This window comes from Pseudomonas sp. NFACC45 (assembly GCF_900113505.1).
In the GTDB taxonomy this organism is placed as follows: Bacteria; Pseudomonadota; Gammaproteobacteria; order Pseudomonadales; family Pseudomonadaceae; genus Aquipseudomonas; species Aquipseudomonas tehranensis.
In genome coordinates, this window is sequence record NZ_FOPO01000004.1 from 241,010 (window position 1) to 267,620 (window position 26,611).

The following is a 26,611-nucleotide window of genomic DNA, read 5'->3' on the forward strand; positions in this document are numbered from 1 at the left end:
ATGTGCCGGCCTCATCGCGAGCAGGCTCGCTCCCACAGGTTTTGTGTTGAGTTCAGCCTGCGGGGCGCTAGTTGATCGTGCTCGCGGCCTGGAACAGGATTTTCGCGACGAAATCGATCTCCTGCTCAGTGATGATCAGCGGCGGCAAGAAGCGCACCGTCGCCCCATGGCGTCCGCCAAGCTCAACGATCAAGCCGTGCTTCAGGCAAGCCTGCTGGAAGGCCTTGGCCCGGGCCGTGTCCACCGGCGGGTGGCCCTGCACATCAAGGGTGCCCTGCGGGTCGACGATTTCCATCCCGAGCATCAGGCCGCGACCACGCACATCGCCGATCCAGGCGAATTCGTTTTGCAGCGCCTGCAGTTGTTTCTGCAGGTAAGCGCCGACCTTTTCAGCGTGCTGGATCAGGCCTTCATCACGGATGAAACGCAAGGTCGCGGTACCCGCCGCCATCGCCAACTGATTGCCGCGGAATGTGCCGGCGTGGGCGCCCGGCTGCCAGACGTCCAGCGACTCGTGGTAGACCATGACCGACAGCGGCAACCCGCCACCGATGGCTTTGGACAGGGTGATCACATCCGGCGTGATACCCGATTGCTCGAAGCCAAACATCCGGCCACTGCGGGCAATGCCGCACTGGATCTCGTCGACGATCAGCGGGATACCGTGGGCCTGGGTCAATCGGCGCAGTTCCTGCAGCCAGCGGTCCGGCGCGGCAATCACTCCGCCCTCGCCCTGAATCGGCTCCAGGATCAGCGCCGCCGGTGCGGTCACTCCGCTTTCCGGGTCGTTGAGCAAGTGTTCCAGGTAACGCACGTTCAACGTGACCGCCTGATCACCGGCCACCCCGAAAGGGCAACGATAGTCGTGCGGGAACGGCAGGCGCTGCACACCTGGCATCAAGGCGCCGAGAGCATTTTTGGGTGACAGGTTGCCGCTGATGGCCAGCGTACCCAGGGTCATCCCGTGATAGGCCCCTTCAAACGCCAGGACCGAATGCCGCCCCGTGGCGGTGCGGGTGAGCTTGAGCGCGGCCTCGACCGCATCGGCCCCACTCGGGCCGCAGAACTGGATGCGTGCATGGCGAGCGAACTCGCTGGGCAGGCAAGCGAAAATCTCTTGGACGAATGCGTCCTTCACAGGCGTCATGAGGTCCAGGGTGTGCATCGGCACACCGGCCGCCATGACCTGAGTGATGGCTTCAATGATCACCGGGTGGTTGTGGCCCAGCGCCAGGGTGCCGGCACCGGCCAGGCAATCGACAAACACTTGCCCCCGGCTGTCCTGCACATAAATGCCATGGGCCCTTTCAAGCACCAGCGGAATGCGTCGCGGGTAACTGCGGGCGTTGGATTCCTGCTGTTGCTGACGTTCCAGCAGTGGAGTCGGATCGAGGCAGTAAGGACTCGACAGACCGGTGTGCAACAGGCGCAGCTGTTGCGCGCCACCCGCTGTGACATTCGAAAAAGCACTCATGATTTCCTCCATGGAGGCTGGGTTTGGAAGGGAACAAGCAGCCGGGAAACAAACATCCGAAACGTTGCAGGACAGGCGCGAGGAGATTGCCTCCCCGCGCCTTTGGGTTTTACATGTCGTAGCGCAGAATCATCCCCACCGTGCGCGGCGCGCCGACGTCGATGATGTCGTCGTTACGGTTGTTGGTGATGTATTCCTTGTCGAAGGCGTTTTTGACGTAAGCGGACACAGCGACGTTCTTGGTGACTTTGTACTCGGCGTTGAGGTTCACCAGAACATAGGCGTCGCTCTTACGCTCACCCGTGACTTTGCCATTTGAATCGAATTCATACTCCGAAGGCGCGGTGCCCTGATAGACAATATCCGTGCCTAATATCAGACGGTCGTCGAAGCGATAGACACCCCCTACCGAAGCCTTGTACTTAGGCGAATAGAGGAACGACTCACCGCTCCTGTCCTGCCCGCTGCCTGTGACGAAGTCCTTATATTTGCTATCGGTCACGGAGGCGCCGACGTTCAAGGTCAGCTGTTCGGTGATGTCCTTCTCTGCGAAGACTTCCAGCCCCTTGATATCGCTGCGACCGGCGTTGAAGACATCAATGAAGTCGCTGCCGTTGCGCCTAACACTGACCTGCTGGTCTTTCCAATCCGTGTAGTACAGGTTGGCGCGGGTACGCAGGGTCTTGTCGAAGAACGAACCGCGGTAGGACAGCTCGTAGTTGGTGGTGTATTCCGGATCGTAGGCTTGGTGACCGCTACCGGAACGCAGGTTGACGCCACCGCCGCGATAGCCTTTTTGCACCATGAAACCCAGGTATTGGTCTGTGGCCAGCTCATAGTCGATGCCGAGTTTCGGCAGCACGGCGTCAAACGACTTTTTGACTTTGGCGGGTTCGGAGAAATCGTCCTGCTCGACGTCGGTGTCGTTGGTCTCGTGGTCGTAACGCAGGCCGGTGATCAAGGTCCAGCGCGGTGCGAACGTCCAGTTGACTTCACCGAACACTGCCTTGTTCTCGATCGTGGTATCGCCCTTGACCGTGCCGAACAGCACGTCATCGAAAAACAACCGGTCGTGGAAGTCGTTGCTGTTGTGGCCGTAGTACGCACCCACAAAGCTCTTCACCGTGTCCGAGGTGTAGTTCAAACGCAGCTCCTGACTGAACAGGTTACCGTCTTGCTTGCGCAGAACGACCTCGTTGTCCACGGCATTCTGGTCGAAGTCCAGACGGTTGCTGTAGTCGGTACTGGTATTGGCGGTCATGCTCGTCAGCGACCAGGCATCGTTCAGACGATAATCCACCTTGGCGCTGAGGGTGTCCTGCTTGAGGTTGTCGAACGCCTCGGTGTTGGACCCAATGTCGTAATAGCTCGGCTTGCCGTCGGCGCCGCGCATCGTGGAACGATCCCCTTGGCGATGTTCGCTGTGGGCGTAGGTGAGCAACACGTCGGTGTCGTCATTGGGCAGGATCAGCAATTTGCCACGGGCATTGCTGGTGCGATGCGGATTGGCGTCTTTATCGAGCGTGGTGTTGCGGATGTAGCCGTCACCGTCAGAATAATCCACGGCGATACGACCAGCGATCTTGTCATCGACGATGGAGCCACCACCGGCCACGGCTGCTCCGTGCTCACCATAGTTCCCCACATTGGTTTGCGCCGAGAAGGAAGGTTCGAAGGTTGGGTTTTTAGTCTGGATAACCACCGCACCGGCCAGGGAGTTACGGCCCTGGGTGGTGGATTGCGGACCAAGGAATACTTCGACCTGTTCGGCATCCCAGAGCGGGACCGGGCTGAGGGTCAGCGCACGGTTCGGCTGTACGGCACCGTCGACATAAACGGATACGGCACCATTGAGAGTTGCTGGGCCCTGGTCGTCAAAACCGGACACCGGCACACCACGGATACCCCAGTTTTCATTGCCGGCCTGGCTATAGACGCCGGGCGTGCGGGCGAATACATCCACCAGGTCCTTGTCGCCGTGTTCTCGCAGATTCTTGTCGGTGAGGACCACGACGCTGGACTGGGTTTTCTCCAGACTGCGGTCGATCTTTTCACCCGTCACGGTGATTGGAGCAATCTCCATCGTGCCGGCTTCTTCGGCCGCCCATGCAGCGTTGCTCAGGCCTATGGCCGACCCTACAGCCAACGCAATTGTGTTCTTTTTGAAATTCACGCCCCGCTCCCCTGCGACAGATATTTTTAGGTTTTTTGAGCTGGCCGAAGGCTGTGTGGCGCCAGCGGAGCGGAGTCTAATCCAAAAAAAAAATTAAATAAATAGTATTGATAATCTATCTCATTTGTACCTAGTATGACGTCTTGTATTGATCTGAATACATTACAGACGAGTCCTACACAACCGACCGCTGCCCTGCTTTCAAGGTCTTGTGACTGGTCGAAGAAGATATAAGAGGATGCACAAGGATGACCTCAATCGAACACCTCAACGGGCGTTCCGAGCTTTTTTCCATGGCGCCCACGGATGCAGGCGCCCAGTCGCTACCCCTGCTGGTGCAAGGGACATCGGGACAATCGATCCACGATCTGGACGCCTCGATTCGCGACGGCCTGGCTCATGCGCTGACCACGGTTGGCGGCGTGTTGTTTCGCGGTTTCACCGTCGCCACGCCCATCGATTTCAAGCGCTTCGCTGCCAGCTTCGGGGCACCGCTGGCCAGTTACGAATTCGGTTCCACGCCGCGCAGCAAAGTCTTCGCCGGGGTCTATAGCTCCACGGAATACCCGGCCCATCAATTCATACCCTTGCACAACGAGCAGGCCTACACCCGCCCTTGGCCTTCGCGCATCTGGTTTCACTGCATCAAGGCCAGTGAAACCGGCGGCGAGACCCCGATAGCCGACAGCCGCCTGATCTACCAGCGCATGCCCGCCGAGATCCGTGAGCTGTTCGCCAGCCGCGAGTTGCTCTACGTACGCAACTACAGCGGCGCCCTGGACCTGCCTTGGGAAAAAGTCTTCAACACCCAGGACCGTGCCCAGGTCGAACGCTACTGCCGGGACAACGACATCGAGTGGGAATGGAAAGCCGATGGCGACCTGCGCACTCGCCAACGTTGCGCCGCCGTGCAGCAGCATCCCGATACCGGTGAATGGGTCTGGTTCAACCAGGCGCACCTGTTCCATGTCTCGGCCATCGAACCGAGCGTACGCGCCAGCCTGCTGGCAGCGGTGGGTGAAGAGAACCTGCCGCGCCATGTCTATTTCGGCGACGGCTCGGCCATTGCCGACGACATGCTCGACACCGTACGCGAGGTTTACCGCGAGACTGCCATCAGTTTCCCCTGGCAGCCGGGCGATATCCTGATGCTCGACAACCGACTGGTGGCACACGGTCGCAATCCTTTCACCGGTGACCGTAAAGTCATCGTGGCCATGGCGTGAATTGCACATGTTTTCATTCAAACATTGGATTGAGGTGCTGGAAGCCAACGCCCAGCACTTCCCTCAACGTGCTGCCCTGCATTTCTTGCCGGACGGTGTAAACATCGGCGAAACCCTGACCTTTGCCCAGTTGCACGAGCAGTCCCAGTCCCTGGCGGCCGCGCTGCAAGCACGTTATGCGCCGGGTGATCGCGTGCTGTTGATGCTGCCCAGCAGCCTCGACTACGCCCGCGCCTTCTGTGCCTGCCTGTATGCGGGCCTGATTGCCGTGCCGCTGTTTCCCCCGCCGTCGCGCAAACCGCGTCACCTCGACCGCGTCCGAAACGTGGTAGTGGATGCCGCGCCAACGCTGATTCTGGCACCGGCGGATCATTGCCAAAGCCTGCAGGAACTGGTGGAGGGCCGCGTCGATGTGCTGACCGTCCAGCACCTGGGTACGCCACCGGCCAGCCAGTGGCAACGCCCCGCTATCGACGGTTCGACCGTGGCCTTCCTGCAATACACCTCGGGTTCTACCGGCTCACCAAAAGGTGTCGAAGTGCGTCAGCGCAACCTGATCGCCAACGTCGAACTGATGCGCCAGGCGTACGATTTCGACGAGCACGGCGCCATGGTCAACTGGCTGCCGCTGTATCACGACATGGGCCTGATCGGCGGCATGCTGGCTCCGCTCTACAGCGGCATGCCGTGCTATCTGATGGCTTCCCAGACCTTCGTCAACGCGCCGTCGACCTGGCTGCAGGCATTGAGTCGCTACCGGGCCACCGCCAGCTTCGCCCCCAACTTCGCCTATGCCCTGTGCAACCGCGTGGTCAGCGACAACCTGATCGCACAGTTGGACCTGAGCCGCTGGAAACACGCCATCAACGGCGCAGAGCCGATCCATCCCGGCACCCTGGAAGCCTTCGCCCAGCGTTTTGCCGCCTGCGGCCTGAACCCGTTGGCCATCAGCCCCGGTTATGGCCAGGCCGAAGCCACGCTGTGCGTCAGCGCCACGCCGGCCGATGCGTTGCCGGTGGTGCTGCGCCTGGACAAAGCCGTGCTGGAGAGCGGTCGCGTGGCTCTGGCCGCTGCCGATGCCGCCGCAGTGGAGTTCGTCGCCTGCGGTTATCCGCAAGCCTTGCACAGCATCGCCATCGTCGACCCGCACACCTTCGAGCGCTGCGCCGCCGATCGCATCGGCGAAGTCTGGCTCAAGGGCCCGAGCAACGCCGAATCCTACTGGAACAATCCCGAAGCCACTCGTGAAGCCTTTGAGGCACGGATTGTCGGCTCATCGGAGCATTACCTGCGCTCCGGCGACCTGGGTTTCATGCACGAAGGCCAGGTGGTGATCTGCGGGCGGCTCAAGGACCTGTTGATTCTCAATGGGCGCAACCTCTACCCCCACGACATCGAATTCGCCATTACCGATGCCGAGCCCGGCATCCGTACCGGACGCATCGCCGCCTTCGCGCAAATGGACCCGGCATTGGGCCGCGAGAAACTGGTGATCGTCGCCGAGCCGCAGCGCAAGTTCGTCGACCCGGCGCATCATCCGGCGCTGTTCGCGTCGATGCAAAACGCTGTGCGCGAAGCCGCCGACTGTGGCATTGACCAGATTGTGCTGGTGCAAGCCGGCACCATCCCGATGACCACCAGCGGCAAGATCGCCCGTCAAGGTGCGCGCAAACAACTGGCCGCCGGCACGTTGAGCATCATCGCCCAGAGCGGTGGAACGCTGGCCTCGAACGACGAGCCCCTTGACCTTGCCCGGCTCAAGCGCCTGGCGACCGAAACATCGCAACAGGCCCAAGCCGCCTGCCGCCAATGGCTGGAACAGACGTTGCACGCGGTCAACCCGTATTTTTGCGCCGACTTCGACCTCAGCCTGATCGGCCAGGGCCTGGATTCCATCGGCGTGGCCGACGTTGCCGCGCGCCTGCACAGGGACCTGGGTTGGAACCTCGATACTCAGGACCTGTTCGGGGAAACCACCCTGGAACAATGGGCGCTGGCCCTGCACGCGTTCCTCAATGACCCAACGCCAACGGCCGACACTCCCACCGAGCAGACCAACCCCAGTCAGGGACATCAATCGTTCGCCCAGCGTCGGCTGTGGTTCCTGCGCCAACTGAACCCGGACGACACCCGCCACAACCTGGTGCTGCACCTGCGCCTGCAAGGTCCGCTGGACATCGAGACGTTGGCCCTGCGACTGAACACGCTGGTCGAGCGTCACGGCGTGTTGCGCACGGTGTACCGCGACGGTGTCGATGGCCCGCAACAACAGGTGTTGCCGGCCACGGCTGTAGCACTGGCCCATCATGATTTGCGTGAGCAGAACGAAGCACAGCAACAGCAGACGCTGAACGAACGCCTGGCCCAAGAACACGCCACCCCTGTCGATCTGCAAGCCGGCCCAGTGCTGCGAGCGCAGTTACTCAGCCGACATGACCAACACCATGACCTGCTGTTGACGCTGCACCACATCGCCTTCGACGGGCGTTCGGCGCAAGTGCTGTTGGCGGAACTGGCTGGCTCGGCAGACGTGGGGCTGCCGGGGCAATACCTGGCTTTCGCCCAATGGGAAGCCCTGCACTGGAGCGAACAGCGAATCGCCACCGAGCAAGGCTTCTGGCGCGAACACCTGGCCGGCATGCCGCAAACGTTGGAACTGGGTGGCAGCGGCCAGGCCCCGGGCGAATACAGCCTGGACTTCAACGTGCCCCAGACCGGCTGCGAGCGATTGGCAGCGCTGGCCCGCGAGCAAGGCATGACGTTGTTCATGCTGTTGCTGGCCAGCTACCAACTGGTCCTCAAGCAACTGGGCGGCCAGCCGCAGTTCCTGTTGGGCACCGACGTCAGCGGCCGACCGCTGGCAGAGCACAACGACGTCATCGGTTTCTTCGTCAACCAGTTGACCCTGCGTTGTGACTTGCGCGGCGAAGCGACCCTGGCCGGTTTCCTTGAGCAGGTTCGCGATGAGTCGCGCCTGGCCTATGCCCATCAAGGCCTGCCTTTTGATCTGGTGGTCTCGGCACTCGCGCCGCAGCGCCGCCCCGGTCACTCGCCGCTGTTCCAGGTCAAGCTCAACTATCAACCGTCACGGGTGACCCCGACCGCCATCGCTGGCGCGCAGTTGTCCGCGCTAGACGTGGCCCAGGCACCGGGGGATTTCCACCTGGTGCTCGACCTGGTGCACGGCGACGAAGGCCTCGCCGCGACCCTCAAGTATCGCGGCGAATACTTCGACCGGGACCGTGCCTTGCGCCTGCAACACCTATGGACGCGCCTGCTGGAGCAGATGCACAGCCTGCTGGACGAGCCGTTGCCGGCACTGGCCGAGCGCATCGACAGCTGGGATCAGGCCTTTACCCGGGAGCGACAGCAGTCCCAGGCGCTGGCCGATCGCAGCCAGATGATGCAAGCCAAACGTCGCTCCTTGTCCCTTTAACCGAGTCGGATGCCGTTATGTCTATCGTGCCCCCATCGCCACGCGCCCTTGGCGCCGTGCGTCGCAAAGCCATGAACGTCTCGGAACAACAGTTGGTCACCGAGCGCCTGCTCAGTCCGGACCACGCGCTGCCCCTGGTGATCGAACCGGCGGTCAGCGGCGTTGACCTGATCGCCTGGGCCGCCCGGGAACGCGAGTCGCTGGAAAAGAAACTGCTGCAGTACGGCGCCCTGCTGTTTCGCGGCTTCAACGTCGCGTCTGTCGAGCAGTTCGACCAGGTGATCGCCGCCCTCTCCCCCGGAGCGCTGGAATATATGTTCCGCGCGTCCCCCCGGACACGGGTCGGCGGCAACATCTACACCTCGACCGACTACCCGGCCGACCAGATGATTTTCCCCCACAACGAGCACTCCTACTCGCCGCGCTTCCCGCTGCGGTTGTTCTTCTACTGCCAACTGCCGTCCGAGACCGGCGGTGAAACACCGATCGGCTCGACCCGCGCCGTAAAGGCCAGGATCAGCCCGCAGATCGAAGCGCGGTTCCGGGAAAAAGGCGTGCTGTACGTTCGCAACTACGGCGACGGTTTCGGCCTGCCGTGGCAGAGCGTGTTCCAGTCCGAAGACCGCCGCGAAGTGGAAGCCTACTGCGCCAGCGTCGGCATCGAAGTGGAATGGAAAGACAACAATCGCCTGCGCACCCGCCAACGCGGGCCGGCCGTGGTGCGCCACCCGCGCACCGGCGAAGAGGTCTGGTTCAACCACGCCACGTTCTTCCACATCAGCACCCTGCCCGAGCGAATCCGCGAGTCGCTGCAAAGCAACTTCAACGACCTCGACCTGCCCACCAACACTTTTTACGGCGATGGCGAACCGATCGAGCCGCAGGTTCTGGAATCGCTGCGTGCGGCCTACCTCGACTCGCTGGTGCGCTTCAGTTGGCGGCAGGGGGACGTGTTGTTCATCGACAACATGCTCGCCGTGCACGGTCGCGAACCCTTTACCGGCAAGCGCGCCATCATGACCGGCATGGCTGAAGCCCTGCTGTCGAGCGACGTTGCCGTCTGACATTCAACGGGTCCACCCGCCGTTCGCAGGCGGCTTGCCTGACACGAGTCCAGCAAGCCCCGACGTCTGTGCGGTGATCCAGGCTCAAGCCCTTTTCCAGTCGAGATGAACATGAGCGGACTTCAAGGTTTTCGTATTTCCCCGCAACAGGCATCGGTTTACCCCCACACCCACGGCGCAGCGGCGCACCCGTTTAGCTGCCATTTGCAATGGTCGCTGTCGCAACCGCTGGATGTCGATGCACTGAACAACCGCCTGCAGGCACTGGTGGCCGGCAGTGAAATCCTGCGCACACGCCTGATGGCCGTGCCAGGTCTGCGCCACCCGGTGCAGGTGATTGACGAAGCCGGCTCACTGGCGGTGAACCTCCAGGACCTGCGCCGACACAGCCGCGCCGATCAGGACGCCGCACTCGCTCAACTCGCCACCCAGCCCCGTGACTGGACAACCCCGCTGTGGGTGACCCTGGTACGCCTGTCCGATGATCAAGGCGTGCTGGACCTCGCGGCGGCCAGCAGCCACTTCGACCTCGCCAGCCTGAAATGGCTGGCCGCTGCATTGCTGCAGGACACTGCCACGGACCTGTCCGAAACCCTGCAGTACGCCGATTACGCCGAATGGCGCTGGAGCCTGGTGGAAGACGCGCCGGACCATCCGGGCGTGAGCTTCTGGAAACCTGCGGGCGACACCGAGCAGGCCACCTTGCAACTGCCGCTGGAATCGACTCTCGATGGTGGATTCGCGCCGACCCGACTGGAGCTGACGCTGCCAGTCGACCTCGCCCGTCACCCGGCCCTGACCCAGGAGCTGCTGCTGGCGGCATGGGCAGCCGTCCTGGGACGACTGGCCGGCCAGCAACAGGTGCCACTCACTCTGATCCATGAAAGTCGCGGCGCGGAACTGGAGAACACCCTGGGCCTGTTCGAACAGTGCCTGCCCGTGAGCATCGAACTGGATGCCCAGGCGCCCCTGCTGGAGCAAAGCACGCAAGTGGCCGCCCCCCTGGAACGGCTGATTGGCTGGCAAGACTATTACACCGGCGACCACCACGCCGGATACGCTTTTGCCTGGCGCTCCGGCGATGCCCGGGAGCGCCATGCCAGTGCGGTCATGAACCCGTCGAAGGCTTGCCTGAACGTTCGCCAGTTGCCCGACAGCCTGCACGCGCAGATGGTCTACGACCGCCATGTCCTCAGCGCCGACGCTGCGGGCTGCCTTGCCGAACAATGGCTGCAACTGCTGCAAGGCGCCCTGGCCGAACCGCAACGGGGCTGGGCCCAATTACCCCTGGGTGGCGCGCTGCAATCGCAGTTGATCGGCACCGGCGCGAGCGCCCCCTCCATCGAACCGGTGACGCTGGTGGAACTGATTGCCCGTCAGGTTCGCCAACAACCGAACGCCATCGCCCTCAGCGACAAGGACGGCGACCTGAGCTACAGTCGCCTCGACGCCTGCGCCACGCAACTGGCCCATCAACTGGTCGCCGCCGGCATCGGTCCAGGGGTGCCCGTCGGCATCCTGTTCGCCCGCAGCAACGCGGCCATTGTCGCCATGCTCGCCGTCTTGAAAGCCGGTGGCGCCTACGTGCCCGTCGACCCGACCTACCCGGCCGACCGTCGCGCCTACATGCTCACCGACAGCGCCATCGCCCACATCGTGGTCAGCGCCGAACTGGCTGACAGCGTGCCGGCCAACCTGCAACGCTTCGTGCTGGATGAGCTGACGACACAGGACCTCGGCGATTGGCCGGCGCTGCCCTTGCCGGACGCCAACGACCTCGCCTACCTGATCTACACCTCCGGTTCTACCGGTGCGCCGAAAGCCGTGGAAATCAGCCACGGCGCCTTGAGTTTCTCGACCCAAGTACGCATGGCGGCCTATGAGACCCCGGTGCGCGCCTACCTGTTGTTGTCGTCGTTTGCCTTCGACAGTTCGGTCGCCGGGATTTTCTGGACCCTGGCCCAAGGCGGGCGCCTGGTATTGCCCGCCCCGGGCGAAGAGCTGGAGATGTCCCGCCTGGCGCAGCTGATTGCCCAGCACCAGATCAGCCACGGCCTGTCGCTGCCGTCGCTGTACCAAGCCCTGCTCGATCAATTGCAGCGCAGCGGGAAAACCGACAGCCTCGCCTGCTGGATCGTCGCGGGAGAGGCTTGCCCGCCATCGCTGATCGCGCAACACAGCAAGACCCTGCCACACGCACATCTGGTGAACGAATACGGTCCCACGGAGGCCACCGTCTGGGCCACCTATGAGGTGCTGGACCCAAGCCGGAACGTCAGCATCGGCCGTCCGATCCCCGGCATGGACCTGCGCCTGCTGAATGAATTCGACACGGCTTGCGGCATTGGCGAACCAGGTGAAATCGTCCTCGCCGGCCCCACCCTGGCCCGCGGCTATCGGCACAAACCCGAAGAAACCGCCAAGGCCTTCGTCACGCTGGCCGATGGCACTCGCGCCTACCGCACCGGCGACCTGGCGTGCTGGCTGGCCGACGGGCGCCTGGCGTTCCTGGGGCGCAAGGACCATCAGGTCAAGGTCCGTGGCTACCGCATCGAACTGGGCGAAATCGAACGCCAGTTGTGCAGTCACAGCGACGTGCGCGAAGCCGCGGTGATCGTTCAGGAACATGCCGCCGGTAAGCGCCTGCTCGCCTATATCCTGGCCGCCCACGGCTACGCACCGGACTCGGAGGCGATCAAGCGTTTCCTCGGCGAACGCCTGCCGTCGTACATGGTACCGGCCCTGGTGCTGACCCTGGCGAGCTTTCCCCGCACGCCTAACGGCAAGCTCGACACCCGCCAGTTGCCCGACCCGGACCAATTCGATGAAAGCGCCCATGTGGCGCCGCGCAATGCCATGGAGACCACCCTGCAAACCATCGTCGCCAAGGTCTTGAAACTCTCGACAGTGAGCGTCACCGACAATTTCTTCGCCATCGGCGGCGACTCGATCCTGAGCCTGCAAGTGGTGGCCCAGGCCCATGAGCAAGGCATCGCGCTGTCGGCCAAGCAAGTCTTCGAACGCCAGACCGTCGCGGCCATGGCCGAGGTGGCACAACGGCTGGATCCGAGCGCCACCGAGCCGCAAGCCGACAGCACCGAATTCAGCGCCTCGGGCCTGTCCGATGACGAAATACAAGCGCTGATGGCCGAACTGGACGAGGCCGACCTGTGAGCGGTTCTTCTCGTCACCACGCCATCACCGTCGCCCCTATTTACGCAGGACCGTTTTAATGACCAGCGAAAAAACCACCGGTAACCCGATCGAAGACATTTACCCGCTGTCGCCACTGCAGCAAGGGATGCTGTTCCACTCCCTGCTGCACGAAGACTCCGGTGTGTACCTGATGCAGGATCGCTACCGCATCGGCGGGGCCATCGATGAAGGCGCGTTCCTCGAATCGTGGCGCCAGGTGGTGGCGCTGCACCCTTCCCTGCGCGCCAGTTTCCAGTGGAAAAGCCAGAAGCAACCGGTGCAGGTGATCCATCGTCAGGTCAAGGTACCGCTGGACACCCTCGATTTGCGCGGGCTCGCCCCCCATGAGCAGGAAGCGCGGATCCGCACCCTGCTCGAAGACGAGCAGAAAGTCGGCTTCAACCTGTCCAAGCCACCGCTGATTCGCTTTCGGCTGGTGCGCCTGGCTGACGAGTCCTACGAATTCATTCGCAGCTTCCACCACATCCTGATGGACGCCTGGTGCATTTCCCTGGTGACCGTGGACTTCCTCAAAGTCTACGAAGCACTGTGCAACGACCGCACGCCGGAGCTGAAAAGTCCTCGGCCATTTCGCGATTACATCCAGTGGCTGCAACGCCAGGATGCGGGCAAGGCCGAGCAATTCTGGCGCGGCCAGCTACAGGGCCTCAACGCGCCTACGCCACTGACCGTGGACAACGGCGTGACCCGCGACCGCTACACCGATGCGGTGCTGGTGGACGACCAACTGATTCACCTGAACGAGCAGCAAACCCAGGCGCTGGCGGCGTTCTGCCGCAATCGGCGGATCACCCCGAACACGTTTTTCCAGGGTGTCTGGTCACTGCTGCTGTCGCGCTACAGCGGGCAACAGGACGTGGTGTTCGGCGTCACCGTGGCCGGGCGTCCGGCCGACCTGACCGGTGTAGCGGAGATGATCGGTCTGTTCATCAACACCCTGCCGCTGCGGGTTTCGGTGGACCCGAATGCCACGCTCGGCCATTGGCTGGGCGACCTGCAAAAGCTCAACGTCGACATGCGTGACTTCGAGCACACACCGTTGACCGACATCCAGGGCTGGAGCGATTTCCCCCGGGGCGAGACCCTGTTCGACAGTATCCTGGTGTTCGAAAACGCGCCCATCGACGAACAGATCCTCGAAGGCGGCTTCCAGTTCAGCCTCGAAGGCATGGACCACAGCGTGCACACCCACTACGGCTTGACCGTGGTGATCCTGCCGGGCGAACAGCTGGGTATCCGCGTGTCCTATGACCGCGAACGTTTCGAGGCTGCCACCGTGCAGCGCCTGCTGGGCCACATCGCCAGCCTGGTGCGCAGCATGCTCGCCGCCCCCGACGCGCCGTTGGCCAGCTTCGAACTGCTGGCCGCCGAGGAACGCCAACAGTTGCTGGGCGAGTGGGCACTCAACCCCCACGATTTCCCGCTGGATCAAAGCTACGCCGAGCTGTTTGCCGCCCAGGTCGCCCAGCGCGGTGATCAGGTCGCCGCGATCTGCGCCGGTGAGTCGCTGACCTACGCCGAGCTGGACCTGCGTTCCACGCGCCTGGCCCATGCCCTGCGCGAGGCCGGCGCCGGTGAAGAGCAACTGGTCGCGCTGGTGGCCCCTCGTGGCCTGGCGCTGTTGACCATGATGCTGGCGGTGTTCAAGGCTGGCGCAGCGATGTTGCCCCTTGAGGTCAATCACCCGCCCGAGCGCCTGCGGGAAATCCTCGGGCTGTCCCGCGCGCCTCTGCTGGTGGCGAGCGAAGCCTGCAGCGGCCTGCTCGATCAACTGCTCAGCGGCCTCGACCCGGCGCCTGCGGCGCTGTTCGCCGAGGCCTGCTGGACGTCCAGCAACGATTCGCCACTGCCGCGGCTCGGTGGCCCGGACAGCCTGGCCTACGTGCTGTTCACCTCGGGTTCGACCGGCACGCCGAAGGGCGTGATGATCGAACAACGCGGCATGCTCAATAACATTTTCGGCAAGGTGCCAGCCCTGGGGCTCAATGCCGACGACCGCATTCCGCAGACCGCGTCGGTGGCGTTCGACATTTCGGTGTGGCAGTTCCTCGCCGCGCCGGTGCTCGGTGCCACCGTGCACATTCTTCCGGATGAAGTCGCCCACGACCCGCAACGCCTGCTGCAAGTGCTCGCCAGCGAGCGCCTGAGCGTGCTGGAAATCGTCCCGAGCCTGATGCGCACCTTGCTCGCGCTGTGCCCGTGCGATTTGCAACTGCCGGACCTGCGCTGGGTATTGCCCACCGGTGAAGCCCTGCCGCCGACCGTGGCCCGGGACTGGTTCGCGCGCTTCCCCGACATCGCCCTGATGAACGCCTACGGGCCGGCCGAATGCGCCGACGACGTAGCCTTCCAGCCGATCTTCGAAGCACCGGGGGCCGAAGTCAGTCACATGCCCATCGGCCAACCGACCGCCAACAACCGCCTGTATGTGCTGGACGAAACCCTGCGCCCGGTGCCGGTTGGCGTGGCCGGGGAAATCTGTGTCGGGGGCGTCGGCGTCGGCCGCGGCTACCTGCACGACCCGCAGCGCACCGCTGACGCCTTTATCGACCACCCTCAACTCGAAGGTCGCCTGTACCGCACCGGTGACCTGGGCCGCTGGCGTGCAGACGGGGTGATCGAATACCTCGGCCGCCGCGACCAGCAGGTCAAACTGCGCGGGCACCGGATCGAGCTGACGGAAATCGAACACCGTCTCGCCCAGCACCCGAACGTGCGCGAAGCCGCCGTCCTGCTGCGGGAAAACAGCGTCGGCGAAGCCTGGCTGGTGGCGTACTGGGCGGCCCATGACGAGTCCCTGGGAAGCGACGGCCTGAGCGACCACCTGCGGGCGCAACTGCCGCCGTACATGGTGCCGGCGGCCTTCGTCTGCCTGGACAAGCTGCCGCTGAACAACAACGGCAAAGTCGATCGCAAGGCCTTGGCCGCCCGGGAACTGGACTGGCAGGCCGACGCCGAGGAAAGCATCGCCCCGCGCAACGCACTGGAAACCACCGTGGCGTCCATCTGGGCCGAAGTGCTGGGCCGCGATACGGTCGGCGTGGAAGACAACTTCTTCACCCTCGGCGGGCATTCGCTGCTGGCGACCCAGATCGTTGCCCGCCTGCGCACCCAATTCAAGCTCGACTTGCCGTTGCGGGTGCTGTTCGAGCACCCCACCGTGGCCTTGCTGGCTACAGCCATCGCCGCGCGCCAGACCCAGGCCGCCGCACCGCAAACCGCGGCGATCAGCGCGCTCAAGGCCCAACCGCGTCCAGCGCTGCTGCCGCTGTCGTTCTCGCAACAACGGCTGTGGTTCATCGAGCAACTGACGCCGGGCACCACGTTGTTCAACATTCCGTTCGCCCTGCATCTTAAGGGCGAACTCAATATCCAGGCGCTGCACGCCAGCCTGAACGACCTGCTGGTGCGCCATGAAATCCTGCGCACCGGCATCCACAGCACCAACGGCGTGCCGTGCCAGCGCATCAGCCCAGCGCTGGAAATGTCACTGCCCTTCGAAGACCTGTCGGGCCTGACCGCCACCGAGCGCGCCGGTGCGCAGTTCAATGCCTTGCAAGACACCTTCGAGCAGCCGTTCGACCTGACCTGCCCACCGCTGCTGCGGGCGCGTTTGCTGCGCCTGGCGCCGGGCGAACATGTGCTGGGTATCACCCTGCATCACCTGGTCTCGGACGCCTGGTCGGCCACCATCGCCCTGCGCGAGCTGGCTCTGGGTTATGAAGCCCGTTGCAACGGCACTCCCGCCGAACTACCGGCCCTGCCATTGCAGTACGCCGACTTCGCCCTCTGGCAGCGCGAACACCTGCAAGGCGCCGAACTCAAGCGCCAACTCGATTACTGGACCACCACCCTGGACCGTCGCGACAGCGATGCCAGCCCGCTGCTGGCCTTGCCCACCGATCATCCGCGGCCATCGGTGCAGAGCTACCGCGCAGGGATCGTGCAGCGTGAACTCAGCGCCGACCTCAGTGGCCGGGTGCAAGCCTTTGCCAGTCGCCTCGGCACCACACCGTTCACCGTGCTGTTCGCCGGCTTCGCCGTGCTGATGCACCGCTTGAGCGGCGACGCGACGGTGCTGGTCGGCACCCCGGTCACTCACCGGGAACAACCGGGCACCGAAGGCCTGCTGGGCATTCTGTTGAACAACCTGGCGATTCGCGCGGACTTCGAGCCGCAAGCTGGCTTCACCGCCCTGGTCAAACAAGTGGCCGAGCGTCTGCGCAGTGGCCTGCTGCATCAGGACCTGCCGTTCGAACAATTGGTCGACAGCCTGCAACTGCCGCGCAGCCTCAGCCATGCGCCGCTGTACCAGGTGATGGTCGCCCAGCAACTGGCCATGGAATCGCGCCTACGCTTCCCCGGGCTGGAATTCGAAGCCCTGGACACGCCGCTGCGGCACTCCGAATGCGACTTGGATTTGCACGTGCTGTGCCCGGCCAATGCGCCGATCCAGCTGGAGCTGATGTTCGCCCTCGACCTATTCGTCGCCGACAGCGCCCGCCAGACTCTCGCGCGCCTGGAGCATCTGCTCGAACACATGCTCGCCGAGCCACAGCGCCCGGTCGCCGCCTTGCCGCTGCTGATGGACGCGGAGTGGCAACGCACCGTGGTCGAGTGGAACCGTACCGAGATGCAGGTGCCGACGCACCTGACCTTCGCCCAGCTGTTCGAACAACAGGCCGCGCGCACCCCTGAGCGTGACGCCCTGAGCTTCGAAGGCCGCAGCCTGAGCTATGGCGAATTGAACCGTCGGGCCAACCAGGTGGCGCATTACCTGCGCAGCCAGGGCGTCGGCGCCAACCGCCCGGTGGCGTTGTGTGTCGAGCGTTCGCTGGAACTGCTGGTCGGCCTGCTGGGCATTCTCAAGTCAGGCGGCGCTTATGTACCCCTGGACCCGACCTACCCGGTGGATCGCCTGGCGTACATGCTTGAAGACGCGCAGCCGGCCCTGTTCCTTGGCCAGCAAGGCCTGCTGGAACAGCTGGGCGCCGAACTGCCACGCTTGCGCCTGGACAGCGACGCAGCGCTGTTCACAAACCAGCCAGACAGCAATCCTGCCCCGCTCGCCGGCCCGCAAGACCTGGCCTACATCATGTACACCTCCGGCTCGACCGGTAAGCCCAAGGGCACCTTGGTGACCAACGGCTCGGTGGTCAACCTGGCCTGGGCGCGTATCCATGGTTTGTATCGCCGCTACACCGACCAGCCGATGCGCACCAGTTTCAACTATTCGTTCGCCTTCGACAGCTCGGTGGCCGAGCTGATCCTGCTGCTCGACGGCCACAGCCTGTACCTGACCCCGGAAGACGTGCGCTACGACCCCGAGGCCCTGGCCGGATTCTTCCGCGACACGCGCCTGGAAGCCTTCGAGTGCACCCCTGCGCAACTCAAGGCCCTGCTTGAAAGCGACGGTGTTCGCCGTGGCGAGGTGTACCTGCCGCGTTTCGTGCTGTTCGGTGGCGATGCGGTGGATGCGCAGCTATGGCAACGCCTGCCGTCGATTGCCGGCAGCCGCTTCTTCAACACCTACGGCCCGACCGAATGCACGGTCGATGCAACCGGCTGTGCGGTGGATGACTTCCCGCTGCGGCCGATCATTGGCCGGCCGATCGCCAACGTGCGCACTTACGTGCTCGATGCTTTCCTCAACCCGATGCCGGTGGGCGTCCCGGGGGAACTGCACATCGGCGGCGCAGGCGTGACCCTGGGCTACCTCAACCGTGCCGAACAGACTGCGAAGGTGTTCATCGAAGACCCGTTCTCGTCGCTGCCCGGTGCGCGGCTGTACAAGTCCGGCGACCTGGTGCGCTGGCTGCCCGACGGCCAGCTCGAATACCTGGGACGCATGGATCACCAGGTGAAGATTCGTGGCTTCCGCGTCGAACTGGGGGAAATTGAAACCCTGATCGGCGCCCAACCGGGCGTGCGCCAGGCCGTGGTATTAGCCCGTGAAGACGTGCCCGGTGACAAGCGCCTGGTGGCCTACGTGACGTGCGATCAGCAGGCCGACATCCACGCCTGGCGCAAAGCCATTGGCGCCGCCCTGCCCGACTACATGGTGCCCTCGGCGTTTGTGCTGCTCGATGAATTGCCGCTGACCGACAACGGCAAACTCAACCGCAAGGCCTTGCCGGCCCCGGACATCCAAGCCGCACCAGACGCCCTGGAGCCACCGCGCAGCGCCGCCGAACAGCAACTGGCCGCCCTGTGGGCCGAGTTGCTGAACGTGCCGCCGTCGCAGATCGGCCGTGACAGCCACTTCTTCTACCTTGGCGGCCACTCGCTGCTGGCGGCGGCGCTGTTTGCCCGCCTGCGCCAACAGTTCACCAGCGTGCCACCGTTGCGGTCGGTGTTTGAACACCCGACCCTTGAAGCCTTGGCCGCGCTGCTGGGCGATCCCCTGCAAGCCCCGGCGGCGACCTTCGCTGCACCGGCACGTCCGGCACGCCTGCCGCTGTCGTTCGAACAGCAACGCTTGTGGTTCCTCGAACAACTGAGCGCCGGCGGTGGTGAATACAACGTGGTCAGCGCCGTGCAACTGGACGGCGAACTCAATGTCCAGGCCCTGCAAACGGCCCTGAACAGTGTGGTCCAACGCCACGAGATTCTGCGCAGCCGCATCGTGCGCGATAGCGACGGTGAGTTGGCGCTGATCGTCGAACCGCAAGTCGATATCACCTTGCAAGTCACGCCACTGCAGGCCGCCAGCGACGAGCAGTGGCAACAACTGACCGACGCGGCGATCCACGCGCAAACTGGCCGCCGTTTCGACCTCGCCGCCGAAGTGCCCGTGCGTGCCACACTGCTGCAACGCAGCGGCGGCGCCCAGTCGCTGCTGTTGCTCAGCCTGCACCACTGCGCCACCGATGACGCCTCCAGCCAGAACCTGTTGGATGAACTGCGACAGTTCTACACCGCCCAGTGCCAGGGCACTCCGGCGGCACTGCCGGCGCTGGCGCTGCAATACCCCGATTATGCCCTCTGGCAGCGCGAGCCCAGTCAACAGACCGCGTTCAGCAGCCAACTGGAATACTGGCGCAACCAACTGGAGGACGGCGACTACCTGCTGGATCTGCCAACCGAACAGGGCCGTCCAAACCAGCTCGCCCCGACGGCCGGCGCAGTGCAATTGCAATTGCCGCCCGCCCTGGTGGAACGCCTGCGGCAGTTCGCCCAGCAACGCGGCGCCACGCTGTACATGCTCATGCTCGGTGCGGCGCAGTTGCTCTTGGGGCGCTACGCCAACCAGCGCGACGTACGGGTCGGCAGCCCGGTGGCCCAGCGTCCATTCGCCGAGCTGCAACCGCTGATCGGCTGCTTCGTCAACACCGTGGTCATGCGCGCCGATCTGGATCCGACGCTGGATTTCGAAGGTTTGCTGGGCCAGGTGCGCAACCGTGTGCTGGATGCCCAGCAGCATCAGGACGTGCCGTTCGACCAGGTCGTGGAGCACCTGAAACCTTCGCGCAGCCTCGGCCAGACGCCGCTGTTCCAAGTGCTGTTCGCCATGCAGAACGCCGATTCGTCGAGCCAGCCATGGCCGCAGTTGCAGGTCAGCGAACGGGCGGTGACCGCCCAGGCCACCAAGTACGACCTGAACTGGGAAGTGCACGACGGCGAGGTGCTGTCGGTGTTGCTGGAGTACCGCGCCGCGCTGTTCAGCGAAACCACGGCCCGGCGTTGGCTGGAACAGTGGCAACAACTGCTGGAAGCCATGCTCGAAGCACCGCAGACCCGTCTCGGGGACTGGACACCGTTGCCAGCGGCCGAGCGTCATCGCCAACTGATCGAGTGGAACGCCACCGAGCGTCACTACAGCGGCCCGACCGACCTGCACACCGCGCTCAGTCAACAAGCCGCCCTGAGCCCCAACGCCCCGGCATTGGTGTTCGAAGGCCAGCGCCTGAGCTATGCCGAACTGGATCAACAGGCGCAAACCGTTGCCCGGGCCCTGCGCGCCGCCGGTGTAGGCACCGACAGCATCGTGCCGCTGTGCATGGAGCGTTCGGTGGAGATGGTCGTGGCCTTGCTCGGCATCGTCCATGCCGGTGCCGCGTGGTTGCCGCTGGACCCGGAATTGCCTGCTGCACGCCTGGCGTTCCTGATCGAAGACGCCGATGCCAAGGTCACCTTGACCCAAGCGCAGTGGCTGTCGCGCCTGCCCGCCGAGCATCAGGCCTGGACCCTCGACGCCCTGCCCCAGGCACAGGCGTTCGAGCCGATCAGCGTCGAAGCTCACGACCTGGCCTACGTGCTCTACACCTCCGGTTCCACCGGCCAACCCAAAGGCGTGATGAACGAACACGGCGCCTTGATGAACCGCCTGCACTGGATGCAGGAGGCCTTCCCGATTGGCCCGAACGACCGCGTTCTGCAAAAGACCCCGTACAGCTTCGACGTGTCGGTGTGGGAGTTCTTCTGGCCGTTGATCACCGGCGCGACCCTGGTGGTTGCCCGGCCGGACGGGCATCGCGACCCGGCCTATCTCAGCCAGTTGATCCAGCAGGAACGGGTCACGACCTTGCACTTCGTACCGTCGATGCTCCGGGCCTTTGTCGAGGAACCGAGCCTGGTCAATTGCCACAGCCTGCGTCAGGTGTTCGCCAGTGGTGAAGCACTGCCAGTGGACCTGGTGCGGCGCTTCATGGGCCAACACCCGGCGGCCCTGGTCAACCTGTACGGCCCGACCGAAGCGGCCATCGACGTCTCGGTCTGGCGTTGCTCGGCCAACGACGTGATCGTGCCGATCGGCAAGCCCATCGCCAACCTGCGTTTGTACATCCTCGACGAAGCCATGCAACCGCTGCCGATTGGCAGCATCGGCGAGCTGTACATCGGTGGCGTCGGCGTGGCCCGGGGTTATCTGAAACGTCCGGACCTGACCGAGGAACGCTTCCTCGCCAGCCCATTCATAGAGGGTGACCGCCTGTACCGCACCGGCGACCGTTGCCGCTTCCTGGCCGATGGCAACATCGAGTACCTGGGACGTCTCGATCATCAGGTGAAATTGCGCGGCCAGCGCATCGAGCTGGGGGAAGTCGACGCTGCACTGCTCGCCCAGGCTGGTGTTCGCGAAGCCGCCACCTTGTTACTCGACCAGCGTCTGGTGAGTTTCTGGTGCGGAGACGCCGATGAGGCGACCCTGCGTGCCGAGTTGAGCGACAGCCTGCCCGCGCACATGCAGCCCAGCCTGTTCGTGCAGCTCGACAGCCTGCCGCTCAACAGCAACGGCAAGCTCGACCGCAAGGTGTTGGCCGCCACGCCGCTGCCACAGAGCCAAAGCGACCAGCCGCGCACAGCGCCGCGCAACGCCACTGAAAGCGTACTCTGCGAACTGTTCGGCGAAGTGCTGGGTTGTTCGCCAGTCGGCATCGAAGATCACTTCTTCCAACTCGGCGGCCACTCCTTGCTGGCCACCCGCCTGGTCAGCCGGGTCCGTGAGCGCCTAGGGGTTTCCCTGCCCTTGCCGCTGGTGTTCGCCCAACCAACGGTGGCGGCCCTGGCCGAGCATCTGCGCGCGGCCATGCCCGGTGAATGGATCAGCGCACAACCGCGCCCGGCGCAATTGCCCCTGGGTCTGGCCCAACGCCGGTTCTGGATGCTCAGCCGCCTGGTGCCGGAATCCCGCGAGTACCACATGCCGTTTGCCCTGACCTTGCGCGGTGAGCTGCAGGTCCAGGTCTTGCGCGAGGCCTTTGAGCAGCTCAGCCAGCGCCATCTGGTGCTGCGCAGCCGGATTGTCGACGTCGACGGTGAGCCGCAACTGCTGATCGACCAGCACGGGCCAGCGCTCGCGGTCACTGGCGTTGCAACCCAGGACTGGGCCGCGGCCTGCGCCAACGCCCAGGACGAACTGATGACAGCGTTCGACCTGGCCGCCGCCGCGCCTTGGCGCGCGCATCTGCTGCAACGCCAGGGCAGCGACGAAAACCTGTTGCTGGTGTGCCTGCACCACAGTGCCACCGACGGTTGGGCCATGCAGTTGCTCATCGACGAACTGACCCAAGCCTACGCCGCCGGTCTGAAGGGGCAGTCGCCGGCCTGGACGCCGCTGGAGATCGACTACGTCGATTTCGCCGTGTGGCAACAGCACCCGGACACCCAGGCCCAGCGCAACACCAGCCTGGAGTACTGGAAAAACCACCTCGGCCAGGAAGACTACCAACTCGACCTGCCCATCGACCATCCGCGTGGCGCCGAAGCAGATCGTCGCGCCCGGCAACTGACCCTCCGTCTCGGCACCCAGCGCGCCGAAGCCATCCGTCAGTTCGCCCGTCAGCGCGGCACCACCACCTATGTGGTGCTCGCTACGGCCTTGAGCGCGCTGCTGGCGCGTTACAGCGGTCAACGAGAGATTCGCCTCGGCACCCCAGCAGACCAGCGTGATCAACCGCAAGCCCAGACACTGCTGGCCTGCCTGGTCAATACTCTGGTCATCCGCAGCGACGTCGACCAACGGGCCCCGGCCGAGCAATTGCTCGCCAGCCTTGAGGTCGACCTGCGCGCAGCCCAGGCCCATGCCGACCTGCCCTTCGCCACTTTGGTCGGGGCTGTCGCGCAAAACCGCGACCTGAACCGTACACCGCTGTTCCAGGTGCTGTTCTCCCTCAACTACGGCCGGATAGACAGCAGCCAATGGCCGGGGCTGAACGTCGAAGAGCAGATGCTGCCGGTGGTCGACGCCAAGTTTGAACAGAGCTGGGAAGTCCAGGACGATGGCAGCGACATGACGCTGGCGCTGGAATACCAATCGGCCTTGTTCGACGAAACGACGATGCAACGCTGGAGCGCGCAGTGGTGTGCGCTGCTTGATGCCTTGGTGGCAACCCCTGCGCGCACCCTGGTCGAACTGTTCCCGCAACAGCAGGATCAGCAGCAACTGGAACGCTGGAACGCCACCGAACGTCACTACAGCGGCCCGACCAACCTGCACACCGCGCTCAGCCAACAGGCCGCCCTGAGCCCCAACGCCCCAGCGCTGGTGTTCGAAGGCCAGCGCCTGAGCTATGCCGAGCTGGATCAACGCGCGCAATCCGTCGCCCGGGCCCTGCGTGCGGCCGGCGTGGGCACTGACAGCATCGTGCCGCTGTGCATGGAGCGTTCGGTGGAGATGGTCGTGGCCTTGCTCGGCATCGTCCATGCCGGCGCCGCGTGGTTGCCGCTGGACCCGGAATTGCCGGCTGCACGCCTGGCGTTCCTGATCGAAGACGCCGATGCCAAGGTCACCTTGACCCAGGCGCAATGGCTGTCACGCCTGCCCGCCGGGCATCAGACCTGGACCCTCGACGCCCTGCCCCAGGCACAGGCGTTCGAGCCGATCAGCGTCGAAGCTCACGACCTGGCCTACGTGCTCTACACCTCCGGTTCCACCGGCCAACCCAAAGGCGTGATGAACGAACACGGCGCCTTGATGAACCGCCTGCACTGGATGCAGGAGGCCTTCCCGATTGGCCCGAACGACCGCGTTCTGCAAAAGACCCCGTACAGCTTCGACGTGTCGGTGTGGGAGTTCTTCTGGCCGTTGATCACCGGCGCGACCCTGGTGGTCGCCCGGCCGGACGGGCATCGCGACCCGGCCTACCTCAGCCAGTTGATCCAGCAGGAACGGGTCACCACCCTGCACTTCGTGCCGTCGATGCTCCGGGCCTTTGTCGAGGAGCCGAGCCTGGTCAACTGCCACAGCCTGCGCCAGGTATTCGCCAGTGGCGAAGCCTTGCCGGTGGATCTGGTGCGGCGCTTCATGGGCCAGCACCCGGCCGCCCTGATCAACCTGTACGGCCCGACCGAAGCGGCCATCGACGTCTCGGTCTGGCGTTGCTCGGCCAACGATGTGGTCGTGCCAATCGGCAAGCCCATCGCCAACCTGCGCTTGTACATCCTCGACGAAGCCATGCAACCGTTGCCGATTGGCAGCATCGGCGAGCTGTACATCGGTGGCGTCGGCGTGGCCCGGGGTTATCTGAAACGCCCGGACCTGACCGAGGAACGCTTCCTCGCCAGCCCATTCATCGAGGGTGACCGCCTGTACCGCACCGGCGACCGTTGCCGCTTCCTGGCCGATGGCAACATCGAGTACCTGGGGCGTCTCGACCATCAGGTGAAGTTGCGCGGCCAGCGCATCGAGCTGGGGGAAATCGACTCAGCGCTGCTGAATCTACCGGCCATCACCGGCGCCTGCACCCTGGTCATCGACAACCGCCTGGTAGCGTTCTACAGCAGTAGCACCGCGCAGTCGGACCTCGACAGCCAGCTCGCGGCCGAACTGCCGGCGTACATGGTGCCGGCGGTATGGGTGCAAATCCCGGCCCTGCCCCTGAGCACCAACGGCAAGATCGACCGCAAGGCCTTGGCCGCCCTGCCCTTGCCAAATACCCAGAAAGACTACGCGGCACCGCGCAACGAGCTGGAACGCCTGCTCTGCCAGTTGTTCGGCGAACTGCTCGGCGACACCTTGACCGGCGGCCGTGAAGTCGGCACCTCAGACAGTTTCTTCGCCCTGGGCGGTGACTCGATCCTCGGCCTGAAACTGATCTCGCGCCTGCGTGAACAGGGCTATTCGCTCACGCCACGGGACCTGTTCCGTTCGCCGACGCCGGCGGCGCTGGCCCACGTGACCACGACACTGTTGACCCAGGCCGAGCAAGGAGACGTGACCGGGCCAATGCCGCTGATGCCGTTGCACCAGTGGTTCTTCGACCAACAGAAGGTCCAGGCCGCACACTGGAACCAATCGGTGCTGGCCGACAGCGACCGTCGCCTGGAACCGGCCATCGTGCAAGCCACGCTGGACCGTCTGGTGGCCCACCACGACGCCCTGCGCTTGCGTTTCACCAACATCGACGGGCAATGGCAGGCGCACATCGCGCCGGTGGCCCCGGCCCAACTGACCCGCTGCGAACACCCGGAACAATTGCTGCACGTCGCGCAAAGCCTGGACCTGCAACACGGCCCGCTGTTCGCCGCAGCCCTGCTGGAGGGCACGCCGCAGCGCCTGTATCTGGTGGCCCATCACCTGGTGGTCGATGCGGTGTCCTGGACGCCGCTGCTGGAAGATTTCCAACAGCTGTACCCCGCCCTGGAGCGTGGCGAGCAACCGACGTTGCCGGCAAAAACCACCTCGTATCGTCAATGGGCCGAGCACCTGCAAGCCCATGCCGTGAAGGCTGCTACCGAGCATCGCTACTGGACTGCCCAGACCTCTGCGAACCCACCGCCCATGGCCACGGTCGCCGAGCGCCAGACACTGGCGGCCCGCTGGGATGCCAGCCGCACGCAGCAATGGCTGACGGAGTCCCACGCGGCCTACCGCACGCAACCGGAGGAACTGCTGATCGCCGCCCTCGCCGCGACCCTGGCCGAAGTCGAACAGCGCAGCGATATCGTGGTGGACCTTGAGCGCCACGGACGTGACGCACCGTTTGCCGGACTGGACGTCGGCCGCACCGTCGGCTGGTTCACCACGCTGTACCCACTGCGGGTGAACGCCCGCGGTGCCGCGGGCGAGCAGGTGCGCAACGCCAAGCAAGCCTTGCGCGACGTACCCGGCCAGGGCCTTGGCTACGGCTTGCTGCGCCAGCGCGGCGAGTTGCCGGCCAGCCACGGCGATGTGCTGTTCAACTACCTGGGGCATGAGCAAACGCCAGCGGGCTGGTTGCGCGCCAGCAGCCTGACCCCGCCGCCGGAGGTGGCCCCGGTGAACCGAGTGACCCATGCCCGTGAAGTGGTGGCCTGGCTGGAGGACGGCGTGTTGCGTGTCGAATGGCACAGCGTCACGCCGAACGCCGACAGCCGTTTGCCCGCTCGTCTGCTGGAACATTTGCAGGCGCTGGTCGAACACTGCCTCGACCCGCAGGCCGGTTCGCTGATGCCAGCGGATTTCCCGCTGGCCAAGGCGCTGAACCAGAAGTCCCTGGACAAACTGCTGGGCAAACTCAAGACCAAACCCAATTCCCAAAGCTAGCGAGCGACGCCGCGCCCGCGCAGGTCTCGGACCGGCGCGGCGCCCTGATCGACTCACTT

The 26,611-nt window shown here is 64.3% G+C and carries 7 protein-coding genes; 5 read left to right on the plus strand and 2 right to left on the minus strand.

The window, feature by feature from the left end; translation table 11 throughout:
- Positions 1-67: 67 nt before the first annotated feature.
- The gene (locus BM132_RS09165; protein WP_092454781.1) at positions 68-1,474 is read right to left on the minus strand and encodes a diaminobutyrate--2-oxoglutarate transaminase; all 1,407 of its coding nucleotides are present in this window, start codon (positions 1,472-1,474) and stop codon (positions 68-70) included.
- Between the two features lie 109 nt (positions 1,475-1,583).
- A complete protein-coding gene (locus BM132_RS09170; protein ID WP_092454783.1) occupies positions 1,584-3,647 on the minus strand; it encodes a TonB-dependent receptor in 2,064 nt (687 codons plus the stop codon).
- Positions 3,648-3,895: 248 nt separating this feature from the next.
- Between BM132_RS09170 and BM132_RS09175 the strand changes: the two genes are divergently transcribed.
- From BM132_RS09175 to BM132_RS09195, 5 genes are all read left to right on the plus strand, one after another.
- Positions 3,896-4,873 (plus strand): TauD/TfdA family dioxygenase, encoded by a 978-nt coding sequence (locus BM132_RS09175; RefSeq protein ID WP_092396319.1) that lies wholly within the window; start codon positions 3,896-3,898, stop codon positions 4,871-4,873.
- A 7-nt stretch (positions 4,874-4,880) separates the two neighbouring features.
- The gene (locus BM132_RS09180; RefSeq protein ID WP_092454785.1) at positions 4,881-8,309 is read left to right on the plus strand and encodes a condensation domain-containing protein; all 3,429 of its coding nucleotides are present in this window, start codon (positions 4,881-4,883) and stop codon (positions 8,307-8,309) included.
- Between the two features lie 17 nt (positions 8,310-8,326).
- A complete protein-coding gene (locus BM132_RS09185; protein WP_092396315.1) occupies positions 8,327-9,373 on the plus strand; it encodes a TauD/TfdA family dioxygenase in 1,047 nt (348 codons plus the stop codon).
- Positions 9,374-9,484: 111 nt separating this feature from the next.
- Complete coding sequence (locus BM132_RS09190; RefSeq protein WP_092454787.1) at positions 9,485-12,547, plus strand: non-ribosomal peptide synthetase; 3,063 nt, start codon at positions 9,485-9,487, stop codon at positions 12,545-12,547.
- A gap of 58 nt (positions 12,548-12,605) precedes the next feature.
- A complete protein-coding gene (locus BM132_RS09195) occupies positions 12,606-26,552 on the plus strand; it encodes a non-ribosomal peptide synthetase (protein ID WP_092454789.1) in 13,947 nt (4,648 codons plus the stop codon).
- Positions 26,553-26,611: the final 59 nt, after the last annotated feature.